The sequence below is a fragment of the Roseovarius sp. JB2-10 genome, from assembly GCF_055693585.1.
On sequence record NZ_CM146337.1, the window covers coordinates 1,328,814 to 1,349,294 of the forward strand.

At 56.6% G+C, this 20,481-nt stretch carries 19 protein-coding genes; 10 read left to right on the top strand and 9 right to left on the bottom strand.

Features of this window, described 5'->3' with window-relative positions; translation table 11 throughout:
• Positions 1-26: 26 nt before the first annotated feature.
• The 9 genes from ACZ1HJ_RS06645 (at position 27) to ACZ1HJ_RS06685 (ending at position 10,068) form a co-directional block, all read left to right on the top strand.
• Positions 27-992, top strand: coding sequence for a LysR family transcriptional regulator (locus tag ACZ1HJ_RS06645; RefSeq protein WP_472721524.1), 966 nt, complete (start codon positions 27-29; stop codon positions 990-992).
• Between the two features lie 220 nt (positions 993-1,212).
• On the top strand, positions 1,213-2,121 hold the full coding sequence (locus ACZ1HJ_RS06650; protein ID WP_472721525.1) for a hydantoinase/oxoprolinase N-terminal domain-containing protein: 909 nt from the start codon (positions 1,213-1,215) through the stop codon (positions 2,119-2,121).
• A complete protein-coding gene (locus tag ACZ1HJ_RS06655) occupies positions 2,054-3,349 on the top strand; it encodes a hydantoinase/oxoprolinase family protein (protein WP_472721526.1) in 1,296 nt (431 codons plus the stop codon). Before ACZ1HJ_RS06650 ends, ACZ1HJ_RS06655 begins: the two co-directional genes overlap by 68 nt.
• Positions 3,346-5,010, top strand: a complete 1,665-nt coding sequence (locus tag ACZ1HJ_RS06660) for a hydantoinase B/oxoprolinase family protein (protein ID WP_472721527.1) — start codon at positions 3,346-3,348, stop codon at positions 5,008-5,010. The genes ACZ1HJ_RS06655 and ACZ1HJ_RS06660 overlap by 4 nt, the downstream gene beginning before the upstream one ends.
• Entirely contained in the window at positions 5,007-6,092 is a 1,086-nt protein-coding gene (locus ACZ1HJ_RS06665) for a pyridoxal phosphate-dependent aminotransferase (protein ID WP_472721528.1), read from the top strand. Before ACZ1HJ_RS06660 ends, ACZ1HJ_RS06665 begins: the two co-directional genes overlap by 4 nt.
• Positions 6,089-6,829 (top strand): maleate cis-trans isomerase family protein, encoded by a 741-nt coding sequence (locus ACZ1HJ_RS06670; protein WP_472721529.1) that lies wholly within the window; start codon positions 6,089-6,091, stop codon positions 6,827-6,829. The genes ACZ1HJ_RS06665 and ACZ1HJ_RS06670 overlap by 4 nt, the downstream gene beginning before the upstream one ends.
• The gene (locus ACZ1HJ_RS06675) at positions 6,826-8,187 is read left to right on the top strand and encodes an MmgE/PrpD family protein (RefSeq protein ID WP_472721530.1); all 1,362 of its coding nucleotides are present in this window, start codon (positions 6,826-6,828) and stop codon (positions 8,185-8,187) included. The genes ACZ1HJ_RS06670 and ACZ1HJ_RS06675 overlap by 4 nt, the downstream gene beginning before the upstream one ends.
• 7 nt (positions 8,188-8,194) lie before the next feature.
• Complete coding sequence (locus ACZ1HJ_RS06680) at positions 8,195-9,157, top strand: D-2-hydroxyacid dehydrogenase (RefSeq protein ID WP_472721531.1); 963 nt, start codon at positions 8,195-8,197, stop codon at positions 9,155-9,157.
• A gap of 17 nt (positions 9,158-9,174) precedes the next feature.
• Entirely contained in the window at positions 9,175-10,068 is an 894-nt protein-coding gene (locus ACZ1HJ_RS06685) for a dihydrodipicolinate synthase family protein (RefSeq protein ID WP_472721532.1), read from the top strand.
• A gap of 98 nt (positions 10,069-10,166) precedes the next feature.
• On the opposite strand, the gene zapE is transcribed toward ACZ1HJ_RS06685, so the two are convergent.
• Positions 10,167-11,225 (bottom strand): cell division protein ZapE, encoded by a 1,059-nt coding sequence (gene zapE / locus ACZ1HJ_RS06690; protein ID WP_472721533.1) that lies wholly within the window; start codon positions 11,223-11,225, stop codon positions 10,167-10,169.
• Between the two features lie 128 nt (positions 11,226-11,353).
• Here zapE and ACZ1HJ_RS06695 point away from each other — a divergent pair, with 128 nt between their 5' ends.
• Complete coding sequence (locus ACZ1HJ_RS06695; RefSeq protein ID WP_472721534.1) at positions 11,354-12,586, top strand: MFS transporter; 1,233 nt, start codon at positions 11,354-11,356, stop codon at positions 12,584-12,586.
• Between the two features lie 10 nt (positions 12,587-12,596).
• On the opposite strand, the gene ACZ1HJ_RS06700 is transcribed toward ACZ1HJ_RS06695, so the two are convergent.
• The 8 genes from ACZ1HJ_RS06700 to sthA all read right to left on the bottom strand — a co-directional run bounded on the left by ACZ1HJ_RS06700 (position 12,597) and on the right by sthA (position 20,478).
• Positions 12,597-13,631, bottom strand: a complete 1,035-nt coding sequence (locus tag ACZ1HJ_RS06700) for a fatty acid desaturase (protein ID WP_472721535.1) — start codon at positions 13,629-13,631, stop codon at positions 12,597-12,599.
• Positions 13,632-13,774: 143 nt separating this feature from the next.
• Positions 13,775-14,719: an alpha/beta fold hydrolase gene (locus ACZ1HJ_RS06705; protein ID WP_472721536.1), complete on the bottom strand. Its 945-nt coding sequence runs from the start codon at positions 14,717-14,719 to the stop codon at positions 13,775-13,777.
• The gene (locus ACZ1HJ_RS06710) at positions 14,701-15,618 is read right to left on the bottom strand and encodes an ornithine cyclodeaminase family protein (RefSeq protein WP_472721537.1); all 918 of its coding nucleotides are present in this window, start codon (positions 15,616-15,618) and stop codon (positions 14,701-14,703) included. Before ACZ1HJ_RS06710 ends, ACZ1HJ_RS06705 begins: the two co-directional genes overlap by 19 nt.
• Positions 15,615-16,238: an HAD family hydrolase gene (locus ACZ1HJ_RS06715; protein ID WP_472721538.1), complete on the bottom strand. Its 624-nt coding sequence runs from the start codon at positions 16,236-16,238 to the stop codon at positions 15,615-15,617. Before ACZ1HJ_RS06715 ends, ACZ1HJ_RS06710 begins: the two co-directional genes overlap by 4 nt.
• The gene (locus tag ACZ1HJ_RS06720) at positions 16,235-17,200 is read right to left on the bottom strand and encodes a DMT family transporter (RefSeq protein ID WP_472721539.1); all 966 of its coding nucleotides are present in this window, start codon (positions 17,198-17,200) and stop codon (positions 16,235-16,237) included. The genes ACZ1HJ_RS06715 and ACZ1HJ_RS06720 overlap by 4 nt, the downstream gene beginning before the upstream one ends.
• 58 nt (positions 17,201-17,258) lie before the next feature.
• Positions 17,259-18,506, bottom strand: coding sequence for an alpha/beta hydrolase (locus ACZ1HJ_RS06725; RefSeq protein ID WP_472721540.1), 1,248 nt, complete (start codon positions 18,504-18,506; stop codon positions 17,259-17,261).
• An 83-nt stretch (positions 18,507-18,589) separates the two neighbouring features.
• Complete coding sequence (locus ACZ1HJ_RS06730; protein ID WP_472721541.1) at positions 18,590-19,045, bottom strand: YaiI/YqxD family protein; 456 nt, start codon at positions 19,043-19,045, stop codon at positions 18,590-18,592.
• A complete protein-coding gene (gene sthA, locus ACZ1HJ_RS06735) occupies positions 19,042-20,478 on the bottom strand; it encodes a Si-specific NAD(P)(+) transhydrogenase (RefSeq protein WP_472721542.1) in 1,437 nt (478 codons plus the stop codon). Before sthA ends, ACZ1HJ_RS06730 begins: the two co-directional genes overlap by 4 nt.
• Positions 20,479-20,481: the final 3 nt, after the last annotated feature.

Consider the following 20,481-nt stretch of genomic DNA (forward strand, 5'->3'; position numbering starts at 1 on the left):
TATAATGTTACCTTGCAGGGACGCATGTGACCACAAGACCCCGAACCGACAGCAATCTCGTCAAAGCAATCGAAGTCTTTGTGGCCGTCGTCGAAACAGGCCAATTGACGGCGGCTGCACAATTGCTCGGCATTACGCAGTCCGCCGCCTCGCAGCAGATTGCAACGCTGGAGCGGCTATTTGACGTGCAGCTGTTGGACCGGAGCGTGCGGCCGGTGCGCCTGACCCAGGCTGGTGGGCTTTTGCATCGCCACGCGGTGGATATCCTGAACGCGGTTGAGGATCTGTCGACCCATATGCGCCACAGCGGCGCCAATCCAATCAGCGTTTTGCGCATCGGTATTCTGGCATCTATTGCTACCACGCTGACACCTGCTCTGGTCGCGATGGCACAAACCGAATTCAATGTGCAGGATGTGTCGCTGCATGCGGGATTGAGCTGGGATCACGAGACGCTTTTGCGCACCAAGCGTGCCGATGTCGTCATCACCTCAGACCCATTTTACGATATGGACGGTTTGGAACGTCACCCGGTTCTTAAAGAGCAATTTTTGCTTGTTCTTCCAAAGAACTATCGTGGCCCGCGCGATAATCTTGGCGCAATACTCGATGAAATGCCGCTGGTCCGTTTTGCGGATACGACTAGCGTCGGACGACAGGTGGAACAACATCTGCGACGCCTGAAACTGAGCGCGCCCAGGGTCATTCAGGCGGACCGGTCCAGCATGGTGACCGCTTGTGTGGCGGACGGAATGGGGGTGACATTTCTAACGCCCACGCTCCTGATCGACGGTTTTGTCGAGCAGATGCCGTTGGATGTGGTGCCGATGCCGGTTGCGGGCATGACCCGAACACTCACGCTGCTTGCCCGCGAAAACGAATTGGGGCTGGTTCCCGCACGCTTTGCCGCGCTGGCTCAGGCGAACCTTGCGGCCAAGATTGCACAGACAGTCGGCCCGACAGGGACCGAAGCCACAACGCTGAAAGTTTAAATCCGAGCCTTGCGAATGCTTGACAGAATCGCAATTGCAACGCAGCGTCGACCCAAGATCAAAGGAAATGCAATTGATGTTGACCGCGCAGGTTAGAGATCACCGCGACGGACGCCGGGCAAAACGGGTCAATCTGGTTACATAGATCAGCTGCATATCGCTATGCGTGCCATAGGGGCACGACCTATTCCTTCCTCTCGATCATTCCGGAAACTCACCTATGACCAAAAGGCCCGATTTGCGTGTCGCCGTTGATATCGGCGGAACATTCACGGATACCGTTTTGATGACTGCCGAGGGCGACGTAATCGCCACATGCAAGACGCCGACCACACCTGGCAATCCGACCGAAGGCGCGATGGCCGGTGTCGAACGGGCCTTGGCAGATGCTGGTGCTCACTTCGAACAGATCACCGGTTTCATTCATGGAACAACGCTGGCCACGAATGCCCTGATTGAGCGGCAAGGTGCACGGGTTGCGACGATCACGAACGAAGGTTTCCGCGATATTCTGGAGATCGCCTATGAACGCCGCCACAGCCAGTATGACATCAATATCGAAAAACCTGATCTGTTGGTGCCGCGGTCACGCGCATTTACAATTGGAGGCCGAATGGACGCCCAAGGGCGCGAACTGACTGCACTTGCGGCAGGAGACGTACCCGAACTGGTGGCGGAGATCAGCGCAAGCAGCGCCGAGGCAATTGCGATCTGTTTGCTGCATTCTTATGCCAATCCCGATCACGAAGAGCGACTGCGCGATTTGATAATGGCTCATCTGCCAGACGTAACGATTTCGATCTCGTCTCAGGTCAGCCCCGAAGCGCGTGAATTTGACCGGCTCTGCACGACGATCGCCAATGCATATATTCAGCCATTGATGTCACGCTATCTTTCGGATTTTTCAGCACAATTCAAAGAAAAGGGTGTCGGTTGCCCAGTGCTGATGATGACAGCAGGCGGTGGCATGACCACGTTGGAAACCGCGGCGCAATTGCCGATCCGTCTTGTCGAGATCCGGCCCCGCTGGTGGGGCCATTCTGGCGGCGCGCATCGCGCGAATGGCGAACCTGCCGGAAGTGCTGTCGTTCGATATGGGTGGCACCACGGCAAAGCTCTGTCTGATTGACCAATTCCGCCCCCAAAGTGCCCGACGGTTCGAGATTGCGCGTGCCGAAAGGTTCATCAAGGGATCTGGTATGCCAGTGCGCATTCCGGTTCTGGAGATGATCGAAATCGGTGCTGGTGGCGGTTCCATCGCAAGCGTGGATCGGTTGGGTCGCCTGAAGGTTGGGCCGAAAAGCGCAGGGAGCGAACCGGGCCCGGCAGCCTTTGACAAAGGCGGAACCGAAGCCACCGTGACGGATGCCGATATTGTGCAAGGGCTGATCGAACCCGCAAGTTTCGCGGAAGGCAGATTGGCCATTGATGTGTCAAAGGCGAGAACTGCGATGGAGACAAACCTCGGCGCGGCAATGGGCGTGGACGTGGATGGTGTTGCCGCCGGGATATCGGAAATTGTGGATGAAAGCATGGCAAGCGCCGGTCGGATGCATGCCGTTGAATCCGGGAAGGACCTGGCGCCGCGCACGATGATTGCCTTTGGCGGGAACGGCCCCTTGCACGCCACGCGCGTTGCGCGGCGGGCAGGTGTTTCACGCATCTTGATTCCGCACGATCCCGGGGTCGGATCCGCGGTTGGTTTTCTATACGCTCCCGTATCCTTTGAGATTGTGCGCAGCCGATATGCGACCCTGGATGGGTTGAATATCGACAAAATCAACAGCTTTTTCGACGATATGATCCGCGAGGCCACGGAAGTTGTCCGCGCAGGCGCCGCGTCGCAGAAATTACGCCGCACCCGGACGGCGTTTATGCGCTATCACGGACAGGGCCATGAGATAGAAATCCCTCTGCCTGATCGGGATTTCATTCCAAGTGACACAGATACGTTTAGAACGGCATTCGAAACGGAATATGCGCGGCAATTTTCCCGTTCTGTGCCCGGAATGGTGGTTGAAATTCTCAATTGGTCTGTTCAGGTCTCAACCTTAGAAACCGTGCCGGACGCGCCGACGGAAAACAAATCTGTTGCGGCCGCTCCGCACCAGCGCAAACAGCGCATCCTTTGCGATGTGACAGGTGATCGACGTTACGCGGATGTCTATGAACGATCCGCGTTGAAGCCTGGTCATATGTTGGAAGGACCAGCTCTGATCGTTGAGCCTCAAACAACGACCTATGTCAGCGCTGATTTTTCGGCCTCCGTGGACGCCAGTGGAAACATCATTTTGAATCGCAGCACGCAGGGGATGGACCTGTCGACGACTGAAGCAAGTACGGAGGTGGTGCAATGACTGCGATCCCCAAAACCCGCCTGCAAGTCATGTGGAACAGATTACTGGCCGTCGTTGAAGAACAGGGGCAGGCGTTAATCCGCGCTGCGTTCAGCCCCATCGTACGCGAGAGTGGTGATATCTCCGCCGGAATATTTGACGTACGTGGACGTATGTTGGCGCAGGCCGTCACCGGTACGCCCGGGCATATCAACACAATGGCGGAAGCGGTCAAAAATCTTCGCGATCGGTTCCCTGTGCAGGACATGAAGCCCGGTGACATATACATGACAAATGATCCCTGGCTGGCGTCTGGGCATTTGAATGACTTTCTGTTGATGCAACCTGTTTTCCACAAAAATCGCGTGGTTGGGTTCACCTCATGTACATCGCATCTGGCGGATTTGGGTGGGAAGGGCATGGGGCCCGAAGGGTCTGATATCTTTGACGAAGGATTGATGATCCCGCCCTGCAAACTGCTGGATCAGGGACAGATCAATGCGTTCTTGATGGAGATAGTCCGGGTCAACTCGCGTGAACCGATCGCCAATGAAGGCGACATCTATGCCCTGATTGCCTGCTGTGAGACCGGTGCCACTCGGCTGGCAGAAATGATGCAGGAATTTGGCATTGATGATCTGGACCAGCTCTCGGACTACATTATCAAGACCTCCTATCGTGGGACACTGGACGCCATCGCTGAAGTTCCCAACGGAACATACGCCAGCGAATTGATGGTCGATGGATACGATGAGCCGATCAAATTGGCCGCGACACTGACCGTTGCGGGCGATCATGTCCTGTTGGACTACGCCGGCACCTCGGGCTGTTCTGACAAGGGCATCAATGTGCCGCTCAATTACGCAACGGCTTATTCCGTCTTCGCGCTGCGTTGCATCATCGGGCCGGACATTCCGAACAATGCAGGTTCACTGGCGCCGTTTCGTGTTATCGGCCCACCGGGATGCATTCTGAACGCGCAACATCCCGTCCCTGTGGCGATGCGGCATTCGATTGGGCAAATGACACCAGATCTGGTCTATGGGTGTCTCACACAAGCTTTGCCAGATCAGGTGCCTGCGGAAGGCGCCTCGTGTCTCTATGACGTGCCGCTCCGACATACGCCGGAAGCTGCGCGGGATGGTGGAACGCAGTTTGCGCTTGAGTTGGTTTACAACGGCGGCACCGGCGCGCGTCCGGCTTTGGATGGATTATCCGCCACGGCTTTCCCGAGCGGCGTATGGGGCAGCCAAGTCGAGACGACCGAGGCAACAGCCCCTGTTTTAATCACCAAACGCGAACTTTTGACTGATAGCGGGGGTGCTGGTCAGCGACGGGGTGGTCTGGGACAACATATCGAAATTTCATCTGCCACTGACGAAGATTTCCTCGCATTTCTGTCCGTGGAGCGCATTCGGTTTCCGGCTGCAGGACGCCATGGTGGGAAACCCGGCCGCGCCGGGCGCATGCGGATTGGGCCGGACGGCTGTGATCTTCCAAGCAAAGGTGAATTTCGCGTGCCAGCCGGATCTGCTTTGATCCTTGAAACACCGGGCGGGGGTGGGTTTGGCCCACCCGAGGCGCGGGCGACTGAAACACTTGCCGGCGATCTACACAATGGGCTGGTCAGCGCGAAGGCCGCCAAGGAAGTATACGCAGCGCAAGACGAGGAACTGCCATGATCCCGCCCCGGTCGCACATTGCAGAAATGGAAGCATATGCGCTTGCGGATATAACCGCGCCCGAAGGCAAGCGTTTGATATCTCTTTGCCAAAACGAAAGCCTGCGCCCGCCCAGTCCCCACGCCATCAAAGCCATAGAGGCATCAGCACGCATTCATCACCTATACCCAGACCCGGATTGGACTGAATTGCGAAACGCGTTGGCTGAACTACACGTCATCAATGCGGGGCAGATCGTCTTCGGCAATGGCTCGCTGGATTTGATCGGCTGCCTTGCTCAGGTCTATCTTGGCCCGGGGGACGCGGCATTGGCGCCTGCCCATGCTTATCCGTTTTTCCAAACGGCAACCCGTGCCACCGGTGCGCACTGGCAGGTTGCGCCCGAAACCCAATGCGTCGCGGATGTGGACGCCCTGTTGGCAGCGGTGACGCCGCAAACCCGCGTGGTTTTTTTGGCCAATCCGGGCAATCCCACTGGCACGCGTACTTCACTGTCAGAGATATCGCGCCTGCGGAATTCTATGAACGATGACATACTGCTAGTGGTGGATGAGGCATACGGAGAGTTCGCGGATCACCTTGGCGAGCCCAGTTTTGGATTGGTGTCTCTTGGGAATACGGTGGTTTTACGCACGTTTTCAAAAGCCTACGGTCTGGCAGGTGCGAGAGTAGGTTGGGGGCTGTTTCCCGTTGATGTCGCGACTGAACTGAGAAAACTGCTTAATCCCAACAACGTCAGCGCTGCGTCGCAGGCGGCGGCCTTGGCCGCTCTCGAGGATCAGAATTATATGCGCGAAACCTGTGAGATGACCGCCAACATCAAGACGGCCTTTGCCCAACGAATTCGGGATATTGGGCTGACGGTGCCGCAGAGTTTTACCAATTTTGCGCTTCTGGCCTTCAAATCTGCGGCTCAAGCGTATGCCGCCGATCAAGCGCTCCGGGCGGAAGGTATTTTCCTACGAGCACAAGGTGGAGTGGGATTGCCACACTGCCTGCGGGCGACAATCGGCGTCGCGGATGACATGGCATTGGTTGCCGAGTTCCTTGAGGGTTGGATGGTGAAAGGGGCCTCCACATGACACATCGCAGCCGCGCCCGCATCGGGGCTCTTGTACCATTTACCAACAGTAATCTGGAACAAGACCTGGCACTTCTCGCCCCCGAAGGGCTTTCAATTCATATTACCCGGATCGGGGGCTACGACGAGGATGAAATACCGGACGAAAACCAGATGGCCGAGCTTGGTTCGGCAAATATGGATGAGCCTCTGAAACTGCTTCAAGGCGTGCAGCCTGACGTCATTTTGTATGGCTGTACCTCTGCGACATTGTCCCATGGCACACGCTTTGACAGAAAACTGGCCGCTGACATCAAGGCGCAAAGCGGAGCAAAGACAGTCACAGCCGCCGGGGCATTGCTTCATGCATTGGCGGCGCTTGGGATCACCCAGATCGGGTTTGCGTCGCCGTATGTGCCAGTGCTCAATGACCGCGCCGTGGGTTTTTTGGAATCGTCTGGCGTTCAGACCGTGTCTCGCGCAGATGTCGAGGGCGTTCTCAGCAATTTAGGGCAGGGCGCGCTAAGCCCGGACGCGGTTTTCGATCTGGGTCTTCGGGCAAACAGCGACCGGGCCGAGGCGGTAGTTCTGTCATGCACTGATATGCGCAGTGTTGAGGTCATTGCCCGGCTGGAGCAGACCATCGGCAAACCGGTTATTACCTCCAATCAGGCGATGATGTTTCAAACGCTGGGCCTGCTTGGCCTTCCGCAAACCAGACCGGGATTTGGTCAGCTGTTTGAAAGGCTGCCGTCATGACAACCGATCTGCCAGATGAGGCAACATTTGACGCGATTGCCGACTTTGCCTTGGACGGTGATCTGGTCGTGCCTGAAGATGCGCTCAGGTTTGCTGCGACGTTGCTGATCGACACGCTTGGTGTCGCTGCCGGGGCCGTAAATCTGGATGTGTCCAAGATCGCGCGCGATTTTGCTTCTGATTTCCACGCCGCGGGCGGATACGGATATGCAGCTTGCATGCTTTTCGATGGGCGGCGTGTCAGCCTGCCGGGTGCGGCCTGGGCGGCCGCCACGCAGATCGACAATCTGGATGGCCATGACGGGTACAACCCAACCAAAGGCCATATCGGTGTCGCGGTCGTTCCCGCGCTCTTTGCCTTTGCGGAACGTACGCCTGACCTGTCGGGGCGCGAAGCATTGACGGCGCTTGCAATGTCCTACGAAGTTGCGGCCCGCGCTGGCATTGCGTTGCATGCGACCGTAAGTGATTACCACACGTCTGGCGCGTGGAATGCCTTGGGTGTCGCCGCATTAGGATGTCGCTTGAACCAGTCGACACGCGAAGAGTTGCGACATGCCTTGGGTATCGCCGAATACCACGGTCCGCGCAGCCAAATGATGCGCGAGATCGACAACCCATCAATGCTGCATGACGGCTCCGGGATGGGCGCGTTGGTCGGCTGTTCGGCGGCACTACTGGCGCAGCGCGGGTTCGAAGGTGCACCGGCGATAACGGCACAAAGTCCTGAGGTTGCGCCGATCTGGGCGGATTTGGGTCAGACTTGGACCGTCGCGCTGAACTACATCAAACCCTATCCGGTATGTCGTTGGGCGCATGGTGCGATTGACGCACTGCGGCACCTCATGCTGACCGAAGAAATTGCAGCGGAACAGGTCGACCATATTCACGTCCGGACGTTTGGAGAATCCGCGCGGCTTTACGCGGGCATGCCGGATACCACCAGCCAGGCACAATACTCGCTGCACTTTGCCTTGGCCACGTTGTTGGTGCATGGCCGCATCGCGCCGGAACATATCTCGGGTCGCGGGCTGAAGGACGCAGCGGTTGCTGCGGTTGTCGCAAAGATAACGGCCGAAGAAGATCCAAGACACAGCACGCGGTTCCCGGCCGGGCGTTGGTCTGACATCACCGTGACACTGACGGATGGTCGGGAAATAGACTCGGGTGACGTTAATGCCCGGGGTGGTCCGGAAGCACCGATGAGCGATGAAGAGGTATTGGAAAAACTACAAAATATGGCAGGCGAAATGTTGGGCGGCGACCGGATCAACGATCTCTGGTCCATGCGTGACCGATTGCTTGAACCGGACAGCAAATTCGCGGAGCTTGCAGCTCTGGTAACCCCTGCACCCTGAGAGACCCATGACACGCATTTTGATTCACAACGACAAGACCGACGAGATGGTGGCACGCCTATCAAAGGTGGCGCCGGAGGCTGAGGTCGCGACTTGCGACACATACGAAGATATCCCGGACTTGGTGCGCGATTTCAAACCGGACATTGCCTATTCGATTTGTTTCAAGGGGCGGGCTGGATTTCCGCGTGAGGCTCTCTTGGGCGAAAATGGCCCAAAATGGATTTCCGTCGGGGGTTCCGGCGTTGATCATCTGGCCAAATGGGACCCTGAGCACGTTACGGTAACCAACGCCGCCGGTGCCGCCGCGCCGATGATGGCGGAATACGTGTTTGGGTGCCTTTTGCATTTCACACTCGATATCGAGGGGTTGGCTGCGGATCAAACCGCGCGGCACTGGCGTGCATCGCGGCTCATGACCCCTTTGGTGGGCAAAACCATGTTGATTGTTGGGTTGGGGCACACCGGACAGGCCGTTGCAGCGCGTTCCAAGGCCTTCGGTCTGCACGTGATCGGGACGCGGGCGCGCCCCGAACCGATGGAAAACGTGGATGAGGTCCACCCAAGCACCGCATTACACATGCTTTGGACCCGGGCCGATTTCATCGTCTTGTCGGTCCCGCTTTTGACGTCCACGCGGCATATGGTTGGCGCGCAAGCTTTTGCGGCAATGAAGCCATCTGCACTTTTGGTCAATGTCTCGCGGGGCGGCGTTGTTGACGATGCGGCCCTTGCCAATGCACTTGGAAGTGGATCCATTGCCGCCGCTGCTCTGGACGTTTTTGAAACCGAGCCCTTGCCCGAAGAAAGCCCTCTGTGGGGCCTGCCAAACGCAATCCTTTCGCCGCATTGTTCGGCGGTTTACACGGAGTGGGCGATGCAATCGTTCGAGCTGTTTCTGGGAAACCTGACGCGATGGAAATCAGGTGAGACACTAAGCAATATCGTAAACCCCATTCGCGGCTATTGACTGGTAGAGGGAAAGATATGACAGACCGTTTGCAGGGGGTAATCACCCCGATCCTGACACCCTACAATGATGACCAAAGCATCGCCACTGACCTCTACCTGGCACATGCGGCCGGGTGTCTGGAGAGCGGGGTTCACTATCTTTCCCCCTTTGGCACAACGTCAGAAGCCCTAAGCAATACGATGCGCGAGCGGATGGATATGCTGGAACTGTTGGTCAGTTCTGGCACCGCCCGCGCGGATCAACTGATGCCGGGTACAGGGTTGAATGCGCTGGAAGAAACGGTCGAATTGTCCCGACACGCAGTTGAACTCGGGTGCGCAGCTGTGATGACCCTGCCGCCTTTCTTCTACGTCACCGCGAGTGACGAAGGGCTCTACCGGTACTTTAGCCAGCTGATAGAAGCTGTGGGATCAGATGCATTGAAAATATGCCTTTACCACATCCCGCAAAACACCGGCTTGGGATTGTCTCCCGGTCTGGCGGTGCGCCTGAATGAAGCCTTTCCCGAGGTCGTCGTGGCCTACAAGGACAGCTCCGGCAATTGGGACAACACCAAAGCCGTCATCGAGGCCGCTCCGGGGATTTCCGTTTTCCCCGGTTCAGAAAGCTTTCTGACTGATGCGATGAAGATTGGCGGTGGCGGATGCATATCCGCAAGCTGTAATTCAAACCCAAGGGCGATCCGGGCGCTCTTTGATTGCGCAGCGGCGGAGGATTGGACCGGCGCGGATGCAATGCTCCCCGAGATCAATCAACACCGACAAGCCATTCAGCAAGGTGGATTGATCCCCGCGCTCAAAGCCCTCAAGGCGCATCAAACGGGCGACGCGCGATGGCTGAACCTGCGTGCACCGCTTGAGAACGCGGATCCCGCCCTGGGTCCTGCGCTGGCGAAAACGTTGGCCTAGCCTGAACCTCGTTGGCACGATGAAGGATGTTTAATCTGGATCAGAAACGATCCGGCAGGCCTGACATTTTCTGCAAGTGCAGATAGGCGCAGTGCAAGTTAGCTGCGGCCCCAGTCTTCGGATTGCATCTCGCGCAGGCGGCTGGCGGTTCGTTCAAATTCGAAAGTGCCTTCACCTTCGATATAGAGGAATTCTGGTGCTGCCGCCGCGGTACAGATCAGTTTAACTTTCGCCTCGTACAACGCGTCGACAAGGGTGACAAAGCGTTTGGCCTCGTTGAAATTTGAGCGGCTGAGTTGCGGTATGTTTTCCAGAACCAACACGCGCGCTGCCTCGGCCAGTGCAAGGTAGTCGGCCGGTCCAAGTGCTGCCCCGCAGAGATCGAAAAACGAGGCTCTGGCCACACCATTGTGAAACCCCGGCAATTCGACTTCGCGCTTATTCACATGCAGCACCAGTGGCGCGCTCTTTCCATCGGTCAGGTCATCCCAGATCGTCGCAATTTTTGCACGGTTTTCGTCATTGACCGGTGTGAAATAACTTGGGCTTCCGGCCAGCTTGTCTTGTCTGTAGTCGGTGGGGCTGACCATTTCATGCACCACCATCCGATCCTTGAGCAGATCGATAAAGGGTAGAAAAAGCTGTCGGTTCAAACCGTCTTTATAGAGATCATCCGGAACCCTGTTCGACGTCGTCACAACCACGACACCGGCGGCAAAAAGCGCTTCGAAAAGGCGACCGACAATCATGGCATCGGTGATATCGGTGATCTGCATCTCGTCGAAGGCAAGCAGGCGCACAGTTTGCGCAACATCTTTTGCAACCGGCGCTAACGCGTCCTGGTCACCCCGCGCGCGTGCCTCATGCATGCCGCGATGGATTTCCTGCATGAACGCGTGGAAGTGAACCCGCCGGCTGGGCACATCGAGCGTATCGACGAACATGTCCATCAACATCGATTTGCCGCGACCGACGCCGCCCCACAGATAGAGGCCTTTGGGTGGTTCAACTGCCTTGCGAAACCACCCCTTTTTGGGCGTTTCTGCCAACCCCTCCCGAATGGCCTCAAAGAGAGGCATAACCGCCTCCTGCGCGGCATCATTCGTGAGCTCACCCGCAGCAACCAGGCGGGCATATTTTTCAGGCAGCGTTTCCATCCGCCCGGAATATCGTGGGATGGCGGGTATGGGAAGTGAGAAGAAGACGCGAACACATTGGCACAAGTGATCGTTTGACCATTGTGACGATAGGCATAGACTGATCCCTCGTGCAGCGGAGATGTGAAATGGAAAAGACCCCCCCGATTTTCACGCCGGTTTTGATTGCCGGATGCGTGATTATACTGGTGTCCATCGCCATTCGTTCCGCGTTTGGCCTTTTTCAAATCCCGATTGCTGATGAGTTTGGCTGGCTGCGCAGCGAATTCAGTCTGGCGATTGCGATCCAAAATCTCTTTTGGGGCATTGGCCAACCCATATTTGGCGCAATTGCAGAAAAGATCGGGGACCGTAAGGCCATTTTTTTGGGTGCGGTCGTGTATGCGTTGGGTCTTGTCATGTCCTCTTTTGCGGTCACGCCGGAGGCACACCAATTCTATGAAATCTTGGTGGGTTTCGGCATCGCCGGGACCGGATTTGGTGTGATTTTGGCCGCTGTCGGACGGGCCAGCAGTGCTGAAAACCGATCAATGAGCCTTGCCATCGCCGCGGCGGCGGGCTCTGCCGGACAGATCGTTGGACCACCTCTTGCCGAATACCTGCTTGGCATCATGTCGTGGCAATCCGTGTTCGTGGTCTTTGCCGCCACAATTTTGGCGGTTGTTCTGGTTTTGCCGATGATGCGCGCGCCTGAATCCGCCAGCAAGGCGGAACTCGAGGAAAGCCTGAGTGAAATTCTGGGTAAGGCCTTTCGGGATCCATCATATACGCTGATCTTTCTGGGGTTCTTCAGCTGCGGATATCAAGTGGCATTCATCACGGCGCATTTCCCGGCCTTCGTGGCTGAAATGTGCGGGCCGGTCGCCCCGGGTGGCACCTTGGACAACATGGGCATTTCATCCACATCCACGTTGGGGGCGGTGGCCATTTCGGTGATTGGGTTCGCCAATATTATAGGCACTCTGGCCGCGGGTTGGCTGGGCAAACGGTACTCCAAAAAATATCTGCTGGCGGGGATTTACATGGGCCGCACATTGATCGCCGCGGCCTTTATCATGACGCCAATGACGCCTGAAACCGTTTTGCTGTTTTCTGCGCTGATGGGTGCGCTCTGGCTGGCTACCATCCCACTGACGAGCGGCTTGATCGCGCATATTTACGGCGTCCGCTACATGGGCACGCTCTATGGCATCGTGTTTTTCAGCCACCAGTTGGGCAGCTTCCTGGGTGTTTGGCTGGGCGGTGAGATGTATGACCTCTACGGCAGCTACACGCTGGTTTGGTGGGTGGGCGTTGGCATTGGCGCTTTCAGCGCGATCGTCCACCTTCCGATACGCGAAAGGGCGCTGAGCCCTGCGTAATCAGCAGCGTTTAACCGTAGAGGGCGCGAGCCTGCGAGAAGGACAGTAAGCGTTTCGTGTTTTCATCCCAGAGATGCAGCCGGGCACAGCTGATGCTTTCGCGGATTGTCATGCGGTTGCTTTCGTCCAGTTCGGAATGATCGCGCAGCACTTCGGTCAGGCGATAAAACGGGATTCGGCTGTAGAGATGATGAACATGGTGAATGCCGATATTCGCGCTAAACCATTGCAGCACCTTAGGCATCACGTAATGCGAGCTGCCATGCAGCGCCGCATCGTGCAATTGCCAGTCTTCGTCCTGATCCCAATGCGTATGCTCGAACTGATGCTGCACATAAAAGAGCCACATCCCCGCCATGGCGGCCAGCAACGTAGAGGGCAGGAAAATCAAAAGAATGGGGGCAAAGCCGCCAAAGTACCAGATCACTGTCAGGGCAGCGAAGATGGCCAGATTGGTACCAATAGCGCTGACCCAATACCGCCCGTGGTCCATCAAGCCAATGGGCAGGCGGTTGAGCACAAGGAACAGAAATCCGGGCGCCAAAACAAAGAGCGTAATCGGGTGGCGGTAGAGCCGGTACTTGATCCGCTCATAGCGTGACAGGGCCTTGAATTCCGCAACTGTGTAGGTGTGGATATCGCCCATACCGCGTTTGGCCAGATTGCCCGAACCACTGTGATGCGCCGAATGTGTGCGGCGCCAGACGTCATAGGGTGTCACTGTCAGCACGCCGATCACACGGCCGAGCCAATCGCTTACGTGGCGGTTAGAGAAAAACGCGCCATGGCCGCAATCATGCTGGATCGTGAAGAGGCGCACCAAAAACGCTGCGTTGAAAACCGAAATACCGAAGGTCAGCCAATAGCTGACGGACAATGACCACCACGCCAAAGCCCAGAGTAGAATGAAAGGCACGATACTGACACCGGTTTCAAAGATGCTGCGGAGGTGATTTGGTTCGCGATAGTTTGCCAGAACCTTGACCCAATCACGCGAAGATTTGACGCCGCTGGCGGGGTTTTCAATATCGGAATGTAGTGTCATGTGCCTGTTGATGTCTGCTGCTTTGTAACCCGGATAGACTAGTTGCCGAACATGGCAAGAAAAATGTGAACCTTTTCCTAACGCATAACGGGCTTTTTACGTCAGGGTTGCGGCAGACTTCGCCATGGTTGTGTTCGTGGTTGTCAAACACGCTCGTCCATCAGATCGCGCATCGCATAAAGAACATCGGCACTATGCGTGTATGCGAGGCAGTGGTCTGCACCTTCAATGACCTCCTGACGTGCGACCCTGTTCCACTCGGCCAACGTGCCAACACCTGTGATCGGGATCACGTCATCGTCGCGCGCCCATATGGCCAGTACCGGCACGCCTTCGCGTGTGATCTTGCGATGCTCTTCTTCCCGATCCTCTTCCATGATGCCGTGCATCGAGGATAGCACCGCGCCGCGAAATCCCTTGATGTCCAATTCCGCCATTTGAAGATCAACCATGTTGTCAATTTCGGTTGGTGTGTTGCGCTCTTCTTCGAGAGATCGACGATAGGAGCGGCCATACCACGCCAGCATCAGCCACTTACCCAGCCAGTTATGGTTGGTCATCAGCTGCGCAACTGGCCCCAGATCATGGCCAAGGCCCGCAGGCGCCAGGAGGACTAGCCGGCGCAGCATGTCCGGATGTTTGGCGGCAAACCCGGTCACGATTGCGCCGCCCATGGAGTAGCCCAGCAAGGTCACATCCTCCCTGATGCCCTGATCTTCCAGCAGTTCTTCCAGTTGTTCGATAAAAAATGCGCTGTCTTGCACACCACTAGGCCGGTCGGAATACCCCCGCCCGTAGAGGTCATAAACCAACACGCGGAAACCCATTTTCACCAACCCTTCGGCGATTGGACCCCACACAAAAGACGGTGTTGTCAGGCCGTGCACGCAGACCGCCACCGGCCCACGTGAAGGGCCCAGCCATTGGAAGTAAGTGGTGCCACGCGACAGGGTCACAAACGCGCCCGGAGCATTTTGTCGCCGTGCATCATTCATCTTGGGCCGTGCCGCTTCGATCACAAATGGGCCCAGCACCAGCGCGGCGAGCAGGATGAGAAGAACGCCGGAGATCACCGTGTGCTGTCCCATGCATCTAGGATGTATCTGCTGGTCATCAGGTCCAGATGGGCACCGCCGCCGTTTTTGAACAAGGTGATTTCGTCCTCCGATCGCCGCTCGAAACGATCCGGCATGTAGTAATCCGCCAGCACGGCATCGCGGCGCAATACACCTGCCTCTATCGGAATTTTGAATTCGCCGATGTGATCCAGTGTCGTGTCGAAACTGTCGGCAAAGATCCGGGCGCGCAACAGGCCTGAGTTGTCGACCTCGCGCATATCCGGCCTGTAGGCGCCGATCAGGTCAATATGCTGACCGGGGCGAAACCAATCACCTTTGATCAGCGGATCAGATGACATCGTGGCTGAGGTGACGATGTCCGCGTCCCGTACGGCGCGCTCGAGATCATCGGCGATGACGATGCCGGGGCATGCCGAAAGCATCTTCTCTGCATTCGCGCGCGTCCGGTTCCAGACAGTGAACTGCGCTTTTGGAAAGGCCGCGCTGTAGGCTTGCCAAAGGTTGCGGCCTACGGTGCCCGCCCCAACGATCAGGATTTTCTCGCTGTCCGGTCGGGCCAGTTTGGTGGCGGCGTAAACACTGTCGCCAGCAGTCTTCCATTTGGTAACAAGGTGGAAGTCGATCATCGCCTCGAGCTGGCCATCTTCATCCGAAAAGAGACAGACCGACCCATGGATCATCGGTTTGCCCTTCTGGGGGTTGCCGGGATAAACCGTCGCGCATTTCACGGCCAAACCCAAACCGTCGATCCAAGCGGAGCGATTGAGCAACGTGTCGCCGCCGCGATAGAGAAACGTATCGGTGATTTCAGCCTTGGGAAGCGCGTGCCCCTGGCGAAAGGCGTCGCAGAGTGCAATCCAGTTCAGATTGGCTTCGCCTTCTGCGAAGGGAATAATGGTGACACTCATCGGGCTTCATCCTTGCTCAACAGGCCGGTCTGGACGAGGCACTCCGCCCAACCTGCCGGGGTCTCAAACAGATGCACTTGCCATCCTCGTGCACGTGCCGCGTCAATATTCTCATCTCGGTCATCGGCAAATAGCAAGCCCTCTGGCGGTAGACCGCACGCCTCTTCGACGGCGGCATAAATCGCGGGATCAGGTTTGCGCATCTTCATGCGGCCAGAAATAAAATATCGATCAAAAAGGTCCAGAAAAGAAAACTGTTTCTGGCTCAGCGGAAAATTTTCGGCCCCGAAATTGGACAACACAAACACCGGCACGCCGCGTGCTTTCAGCGCTTCAAGGAGACGCACGGAATGGGGAATCTCCGGTTGGGCCAGATCACACCAGTTATCGCGCAGGATCAAAAGCTCTTCGCGCCAATCGGGTGTGGCCCTTGCCGCAGCTTCGATTGTGGGGCCAAAGGGGCCACCTTCGTCGATCTGGTTCATCAACCCGTGAAAGTCAAACGCGTCAAAAAAAGCGCGTCGCCTCTCCGGACCGATCAACCGGTCATAGTGTCGTTCAGGCTGCCATTCGATCAGCACATTCCCAACATCAAAGACAACGGCTTGAGGTGTAATCATCGCGGCCCCTGTGCGCTATGGATGCGCCCTTTGATCGTTTCGCGCCAGATCAGGTATAGTCCGGAGCCCAATATCAATGCGATCCCGATCCAGGCACTGGTATCCGGAAAGGTTCCAAACACGGTGATACCCCACATGATCGCCATCGGCATTGATACATATTCGAAGGGGGCGGCAAATGCAGCTTCGGATAAACGATAGGCCTGACTGATCAAATAGCCGCCCATCACACCGCTGACGCCGAGCATGACCAGAATTGGCAGATCGTCTGCATCCAGAGGCCCCCATGCGCGCAGCAGAAAATCAAGCGAAGGGTGGGATTGTCCGACAAATCGTCCATCCCCGATCGCCAAACCGATGCCACCACTAACGACGATAAAGGTCAGCACGATATAGAACGTCATCGTTGCAGCACTTTCGGTGTCGCCAATGCGACGCGCTACGATGTGCATGACGCCATAGAGAAACGCCGCTGCAATTGGAAAAAGAGACGCCAGTTGGAAGGCGGATGTACCGGGTTTGACGATGATCATGACACCCAAAAACCCGACGGCAATAGCACCCCATCGGCGCGGTCCCACGACTTCGCGCAAAAAGACAATCGACAACAGCGCGATCAATAACGGGGAGATGAAAAAGATGGCAATGGCATCCGCGATAGGCATTGCCGCGAGGCCCAGAAACAGAAAAGAGTTTGCAAAAACCACGCACACGCCGCGCACAAGGTGTGAGCCAATTCGTTTTGTGCGCACTATTTTCCAACCACCGCTTAGTGGCATGATGATCGCCAGAAATGTCGCCAATCCAACAAGCGAACGGATAAACACCACTTGGTGCAGCGCGTATTGATCACTGAGAAACTTGATCCCCACGTCGTTGAGCGAAAAACACAAAGCTGCCGCCAAGGCGCACATGGCACCTGACAGGTTTGTTTGTTGCACGGAGGTTTGAGACGCTGTCATTCGCAGCGCCTCGCGCTTCGTGCCATTCGTGTAAGCACATTCCGACAGGTTACATGCGTCATTCGAGCCGGATCTTCCAATACGGCCCATCGGGCGTATCGACCTGCTCCAACCCCGGCCGATCCTTGGCCGTGTTGAGATTGGTCAGCAGTTGGTAGATGTCCGAAAGGATCGTGGCATTATCCCCAAAATACGTATGCCCAAAGAAGTCTGACTTGGCACCGGAAGCATCGATCAAATCAACCCCTGGCATTGGAAAGAGACCTTGCGACGCGTCTCCAATGCGGTGGAACCCATTCACGGCTTTAGAAGCTTTGAGCGCGGTATCGCTGTCGGACGCATAGAGTGTAATGGCATTCGGCAGTGTCTGAAATTTTGGCAAGAGCTGATCGCGGAAAATCTGCGCATCGATATCTGGTGCCGCGAGAATGACCGTTGTAACGCGTGCCGCCGCTGCCGGGTCCTTGTCGGCCAGTTGCGCAAGCCCAAGCGTCAACAAACGCGTACCCATGGAATGAGCAATCACAATCACCTGCTCGGCATCCTGCGCGGTAATGTGCTGCAGAAACTCGGTCATATGGGGCACAGACCATTCCGCATTTTGACTATCGACCGTGTAGGCTTCGGTTCGGTCTTGCGAAGGCCAGCTGAAAAATACGGAAGGTCCTTCAAAGCCCAGATCATATGTCAGCTGCCCCATGCGCCGTGCGGCCTTGCGATAGCTTGTGTTGTAGCCATGCACATAGGCTAGCAATGCGCCATCTTCCAACGCCGCCAGCTTTTCCTTGACCTCAGCTAGCATCTTGTCCCGGTCCCATTCGCGCACATCGGTCAGGGTGACATGTTTTTCCGGATCAAACCCAAACAGTTTTTTGACAAACCAATTGGGTGTTTCCAGATGGCCCATCCTGTGATCTCGCGGGATCGAGATATCCGCTACCCCGTATCGCAGCGTGCCCCGTTCGTTGTTATAGCGGCTGGACGGGTCGCTGGCATCGCGGTCTTCTTCAGGTCGTAACCCGCGATTTGTGGCGTAGTACACTGATACCTTGACGAAGTTTTCATCGATCGCGGCCTCATTCTCAGGTGCTTCTGGTGCCGCGGCTTCGAGGCTTTCTTCCACCATGACAGGTGCTTCCAGGACGGGCTCCTCGCCAGCACTCTCTGCGATAGCTGTATCTTCTGGTGGCGCGGCCTCAAGAGCGTCTTCCTGCGGTGCATTCTGCGTGCCAGTGAAGCCCAGAAAATACCCCAGAAGTAGGATGACTATAAGCGGCAACACAACTTTGAAAAACAGCTTGGGCATCACGGCCACCCCCAAAAATGAGTATCGGATTCACTATTGCCGCAGAATCGCGGAAACTCCAATCCCGATGACCTGATCGACCGTCAAACGGGACGGGATGCGGCCCGAACCGCCCGCTCCAGTGCATCCAGAAATCGGGACCTATCCGCCTTGCCAAACCCTTTTCCACCGCCATGCCGAAATGGATCCGCCGCGCGCAGATCGGCCATCAGATCGCGGGTTGCCAGGACATTGCCAATGTTGGCTTGCGTCAACGCTTCACCGTTGTGTTTGAGAACCTGCGCACCCGCTTCAACACATTTGGCGGCCAGTGGGATGTCGCCGGTGATGACAACATCTCCGGGACCTGCGCGCTCGGCGATCCACATGTCTGCAACATCCGGGCCGTCAGCCACGATCACGTTTTCGACCAGAGGGTTTTGCGACGGACGCAGACCACCGTTTGAAACGATATACATGCGCATTTTGTGCCGTGTGCCCACGCGCTCTACTTCTGCTTTGACAGGGCAGGCGTCGGCATCGACATAGATTGCACTCATTTGGATGTGACCGGTTTGCTTGCCCGCTTGACCTTGAATTCCTCGGGGATCGGCATCCGGTTAAACGCATCAAGGCCGGCAATTTTGTACGCTTCGGCCAGCGTGGGGTAGTTGAAGGTGTTCTGCACGAAGTAATCCACCGTCCCCTTCAGGTTCAACACGGCTTGCGCAATGTGAATAAGCTCGGTCGCGCCTTCCCCCACGATCTGAACGCCCAGAACGCGGCGGGTTTTCAAGCTAAAGAGCATCTTGAGCATACCATGTTCCAGACCCATGATGTGGCCCCGGCTGGTCTCGCGGAACCGGGCGATACCCACTTCGTAGGGGATGCCGCGCTGCTGCATTTCTTCTTCCGACATCCCACATGTGCTGATCTCTGGCACCGAATAGATGCCGTAGGGATACCACGGGCTTTCCTCCAGTGTCGGCACATCAAGCGCATGACATGCGGCCACCCGACCCTGCTGGATCGAGGTGGACGCAAGGGATGGATGTCCGATCACGTCGCCGGTCGCATAGATATGCGCCAAAGAGGTCTGGTAGCTTTTGCGATCCACATTGAGGCGTCCGCGATGATCGGTTTCCAACCCGATGGCGTCGAGATTGAGACGGGTTGTGGCCCCCATGCGTCCCGCCGCAAACAACAGCATTTCGCTGCGGACGTGGCGGCCATTGCCCATTGTGACCTCGATATGTGTTCCGGCGTCCTCGATTTTCTCAATCTCTGAGCCCAACCTCAGATCCACGCCGTTTTCACGAATTTGATGGGTGAATTCCCGGATGGTTTGCTGATCGATAAAATCCAGAAAACTGTCGCGCGGTTCGATCAGCGTGACCCGAACGTCCAGCGCCGAAAACATCGTGGCATATTCCACACCAATAACGCCGGCCCCAACAACGGTCAGGCTGCGGGGGATTTGTCCCAGTTCCAGGAATTCGTCGCTATCCACGACTGTACTGCCATTAAAAGGCACGTAGTCCGGGCGATAGGTTTTGGTGCCGGTGGCGATCAGGAAACGATCACCTGTGAAGGTGCTGACATCGCCCGCCTCAGTGGCCACTTCGATTGTTGTGGCATCTGTAAACCGTGCCATGCCCATAACCGTGTCGACGTGATTGCGGTTAAACTGGTGCTCCAGAACATCGACCTCATAATCCAGTGTCTTGTGCAAACGCGCCTTCAGGTCCTGCGCGTCGATATCGTCTTTGACGCGGTAGGATCGGCCATAAAAACTGCGTTCGCGCCAGCCGGACAGGTTCAGAACCGTTTCGCGCAACGTCTTCGACGGGATTGTTCCTGTGTGCACCGAAACCCCGCCAAGGCGATCCTTGCGATCGACGACCAGGACGCGCCGCTTCAGCTTGCCCGCTTGAATGGCGGCGGAACGGCCAGACGGTCCTGAACCAATAACGATCAGATCGTAGTGGCTCATGAA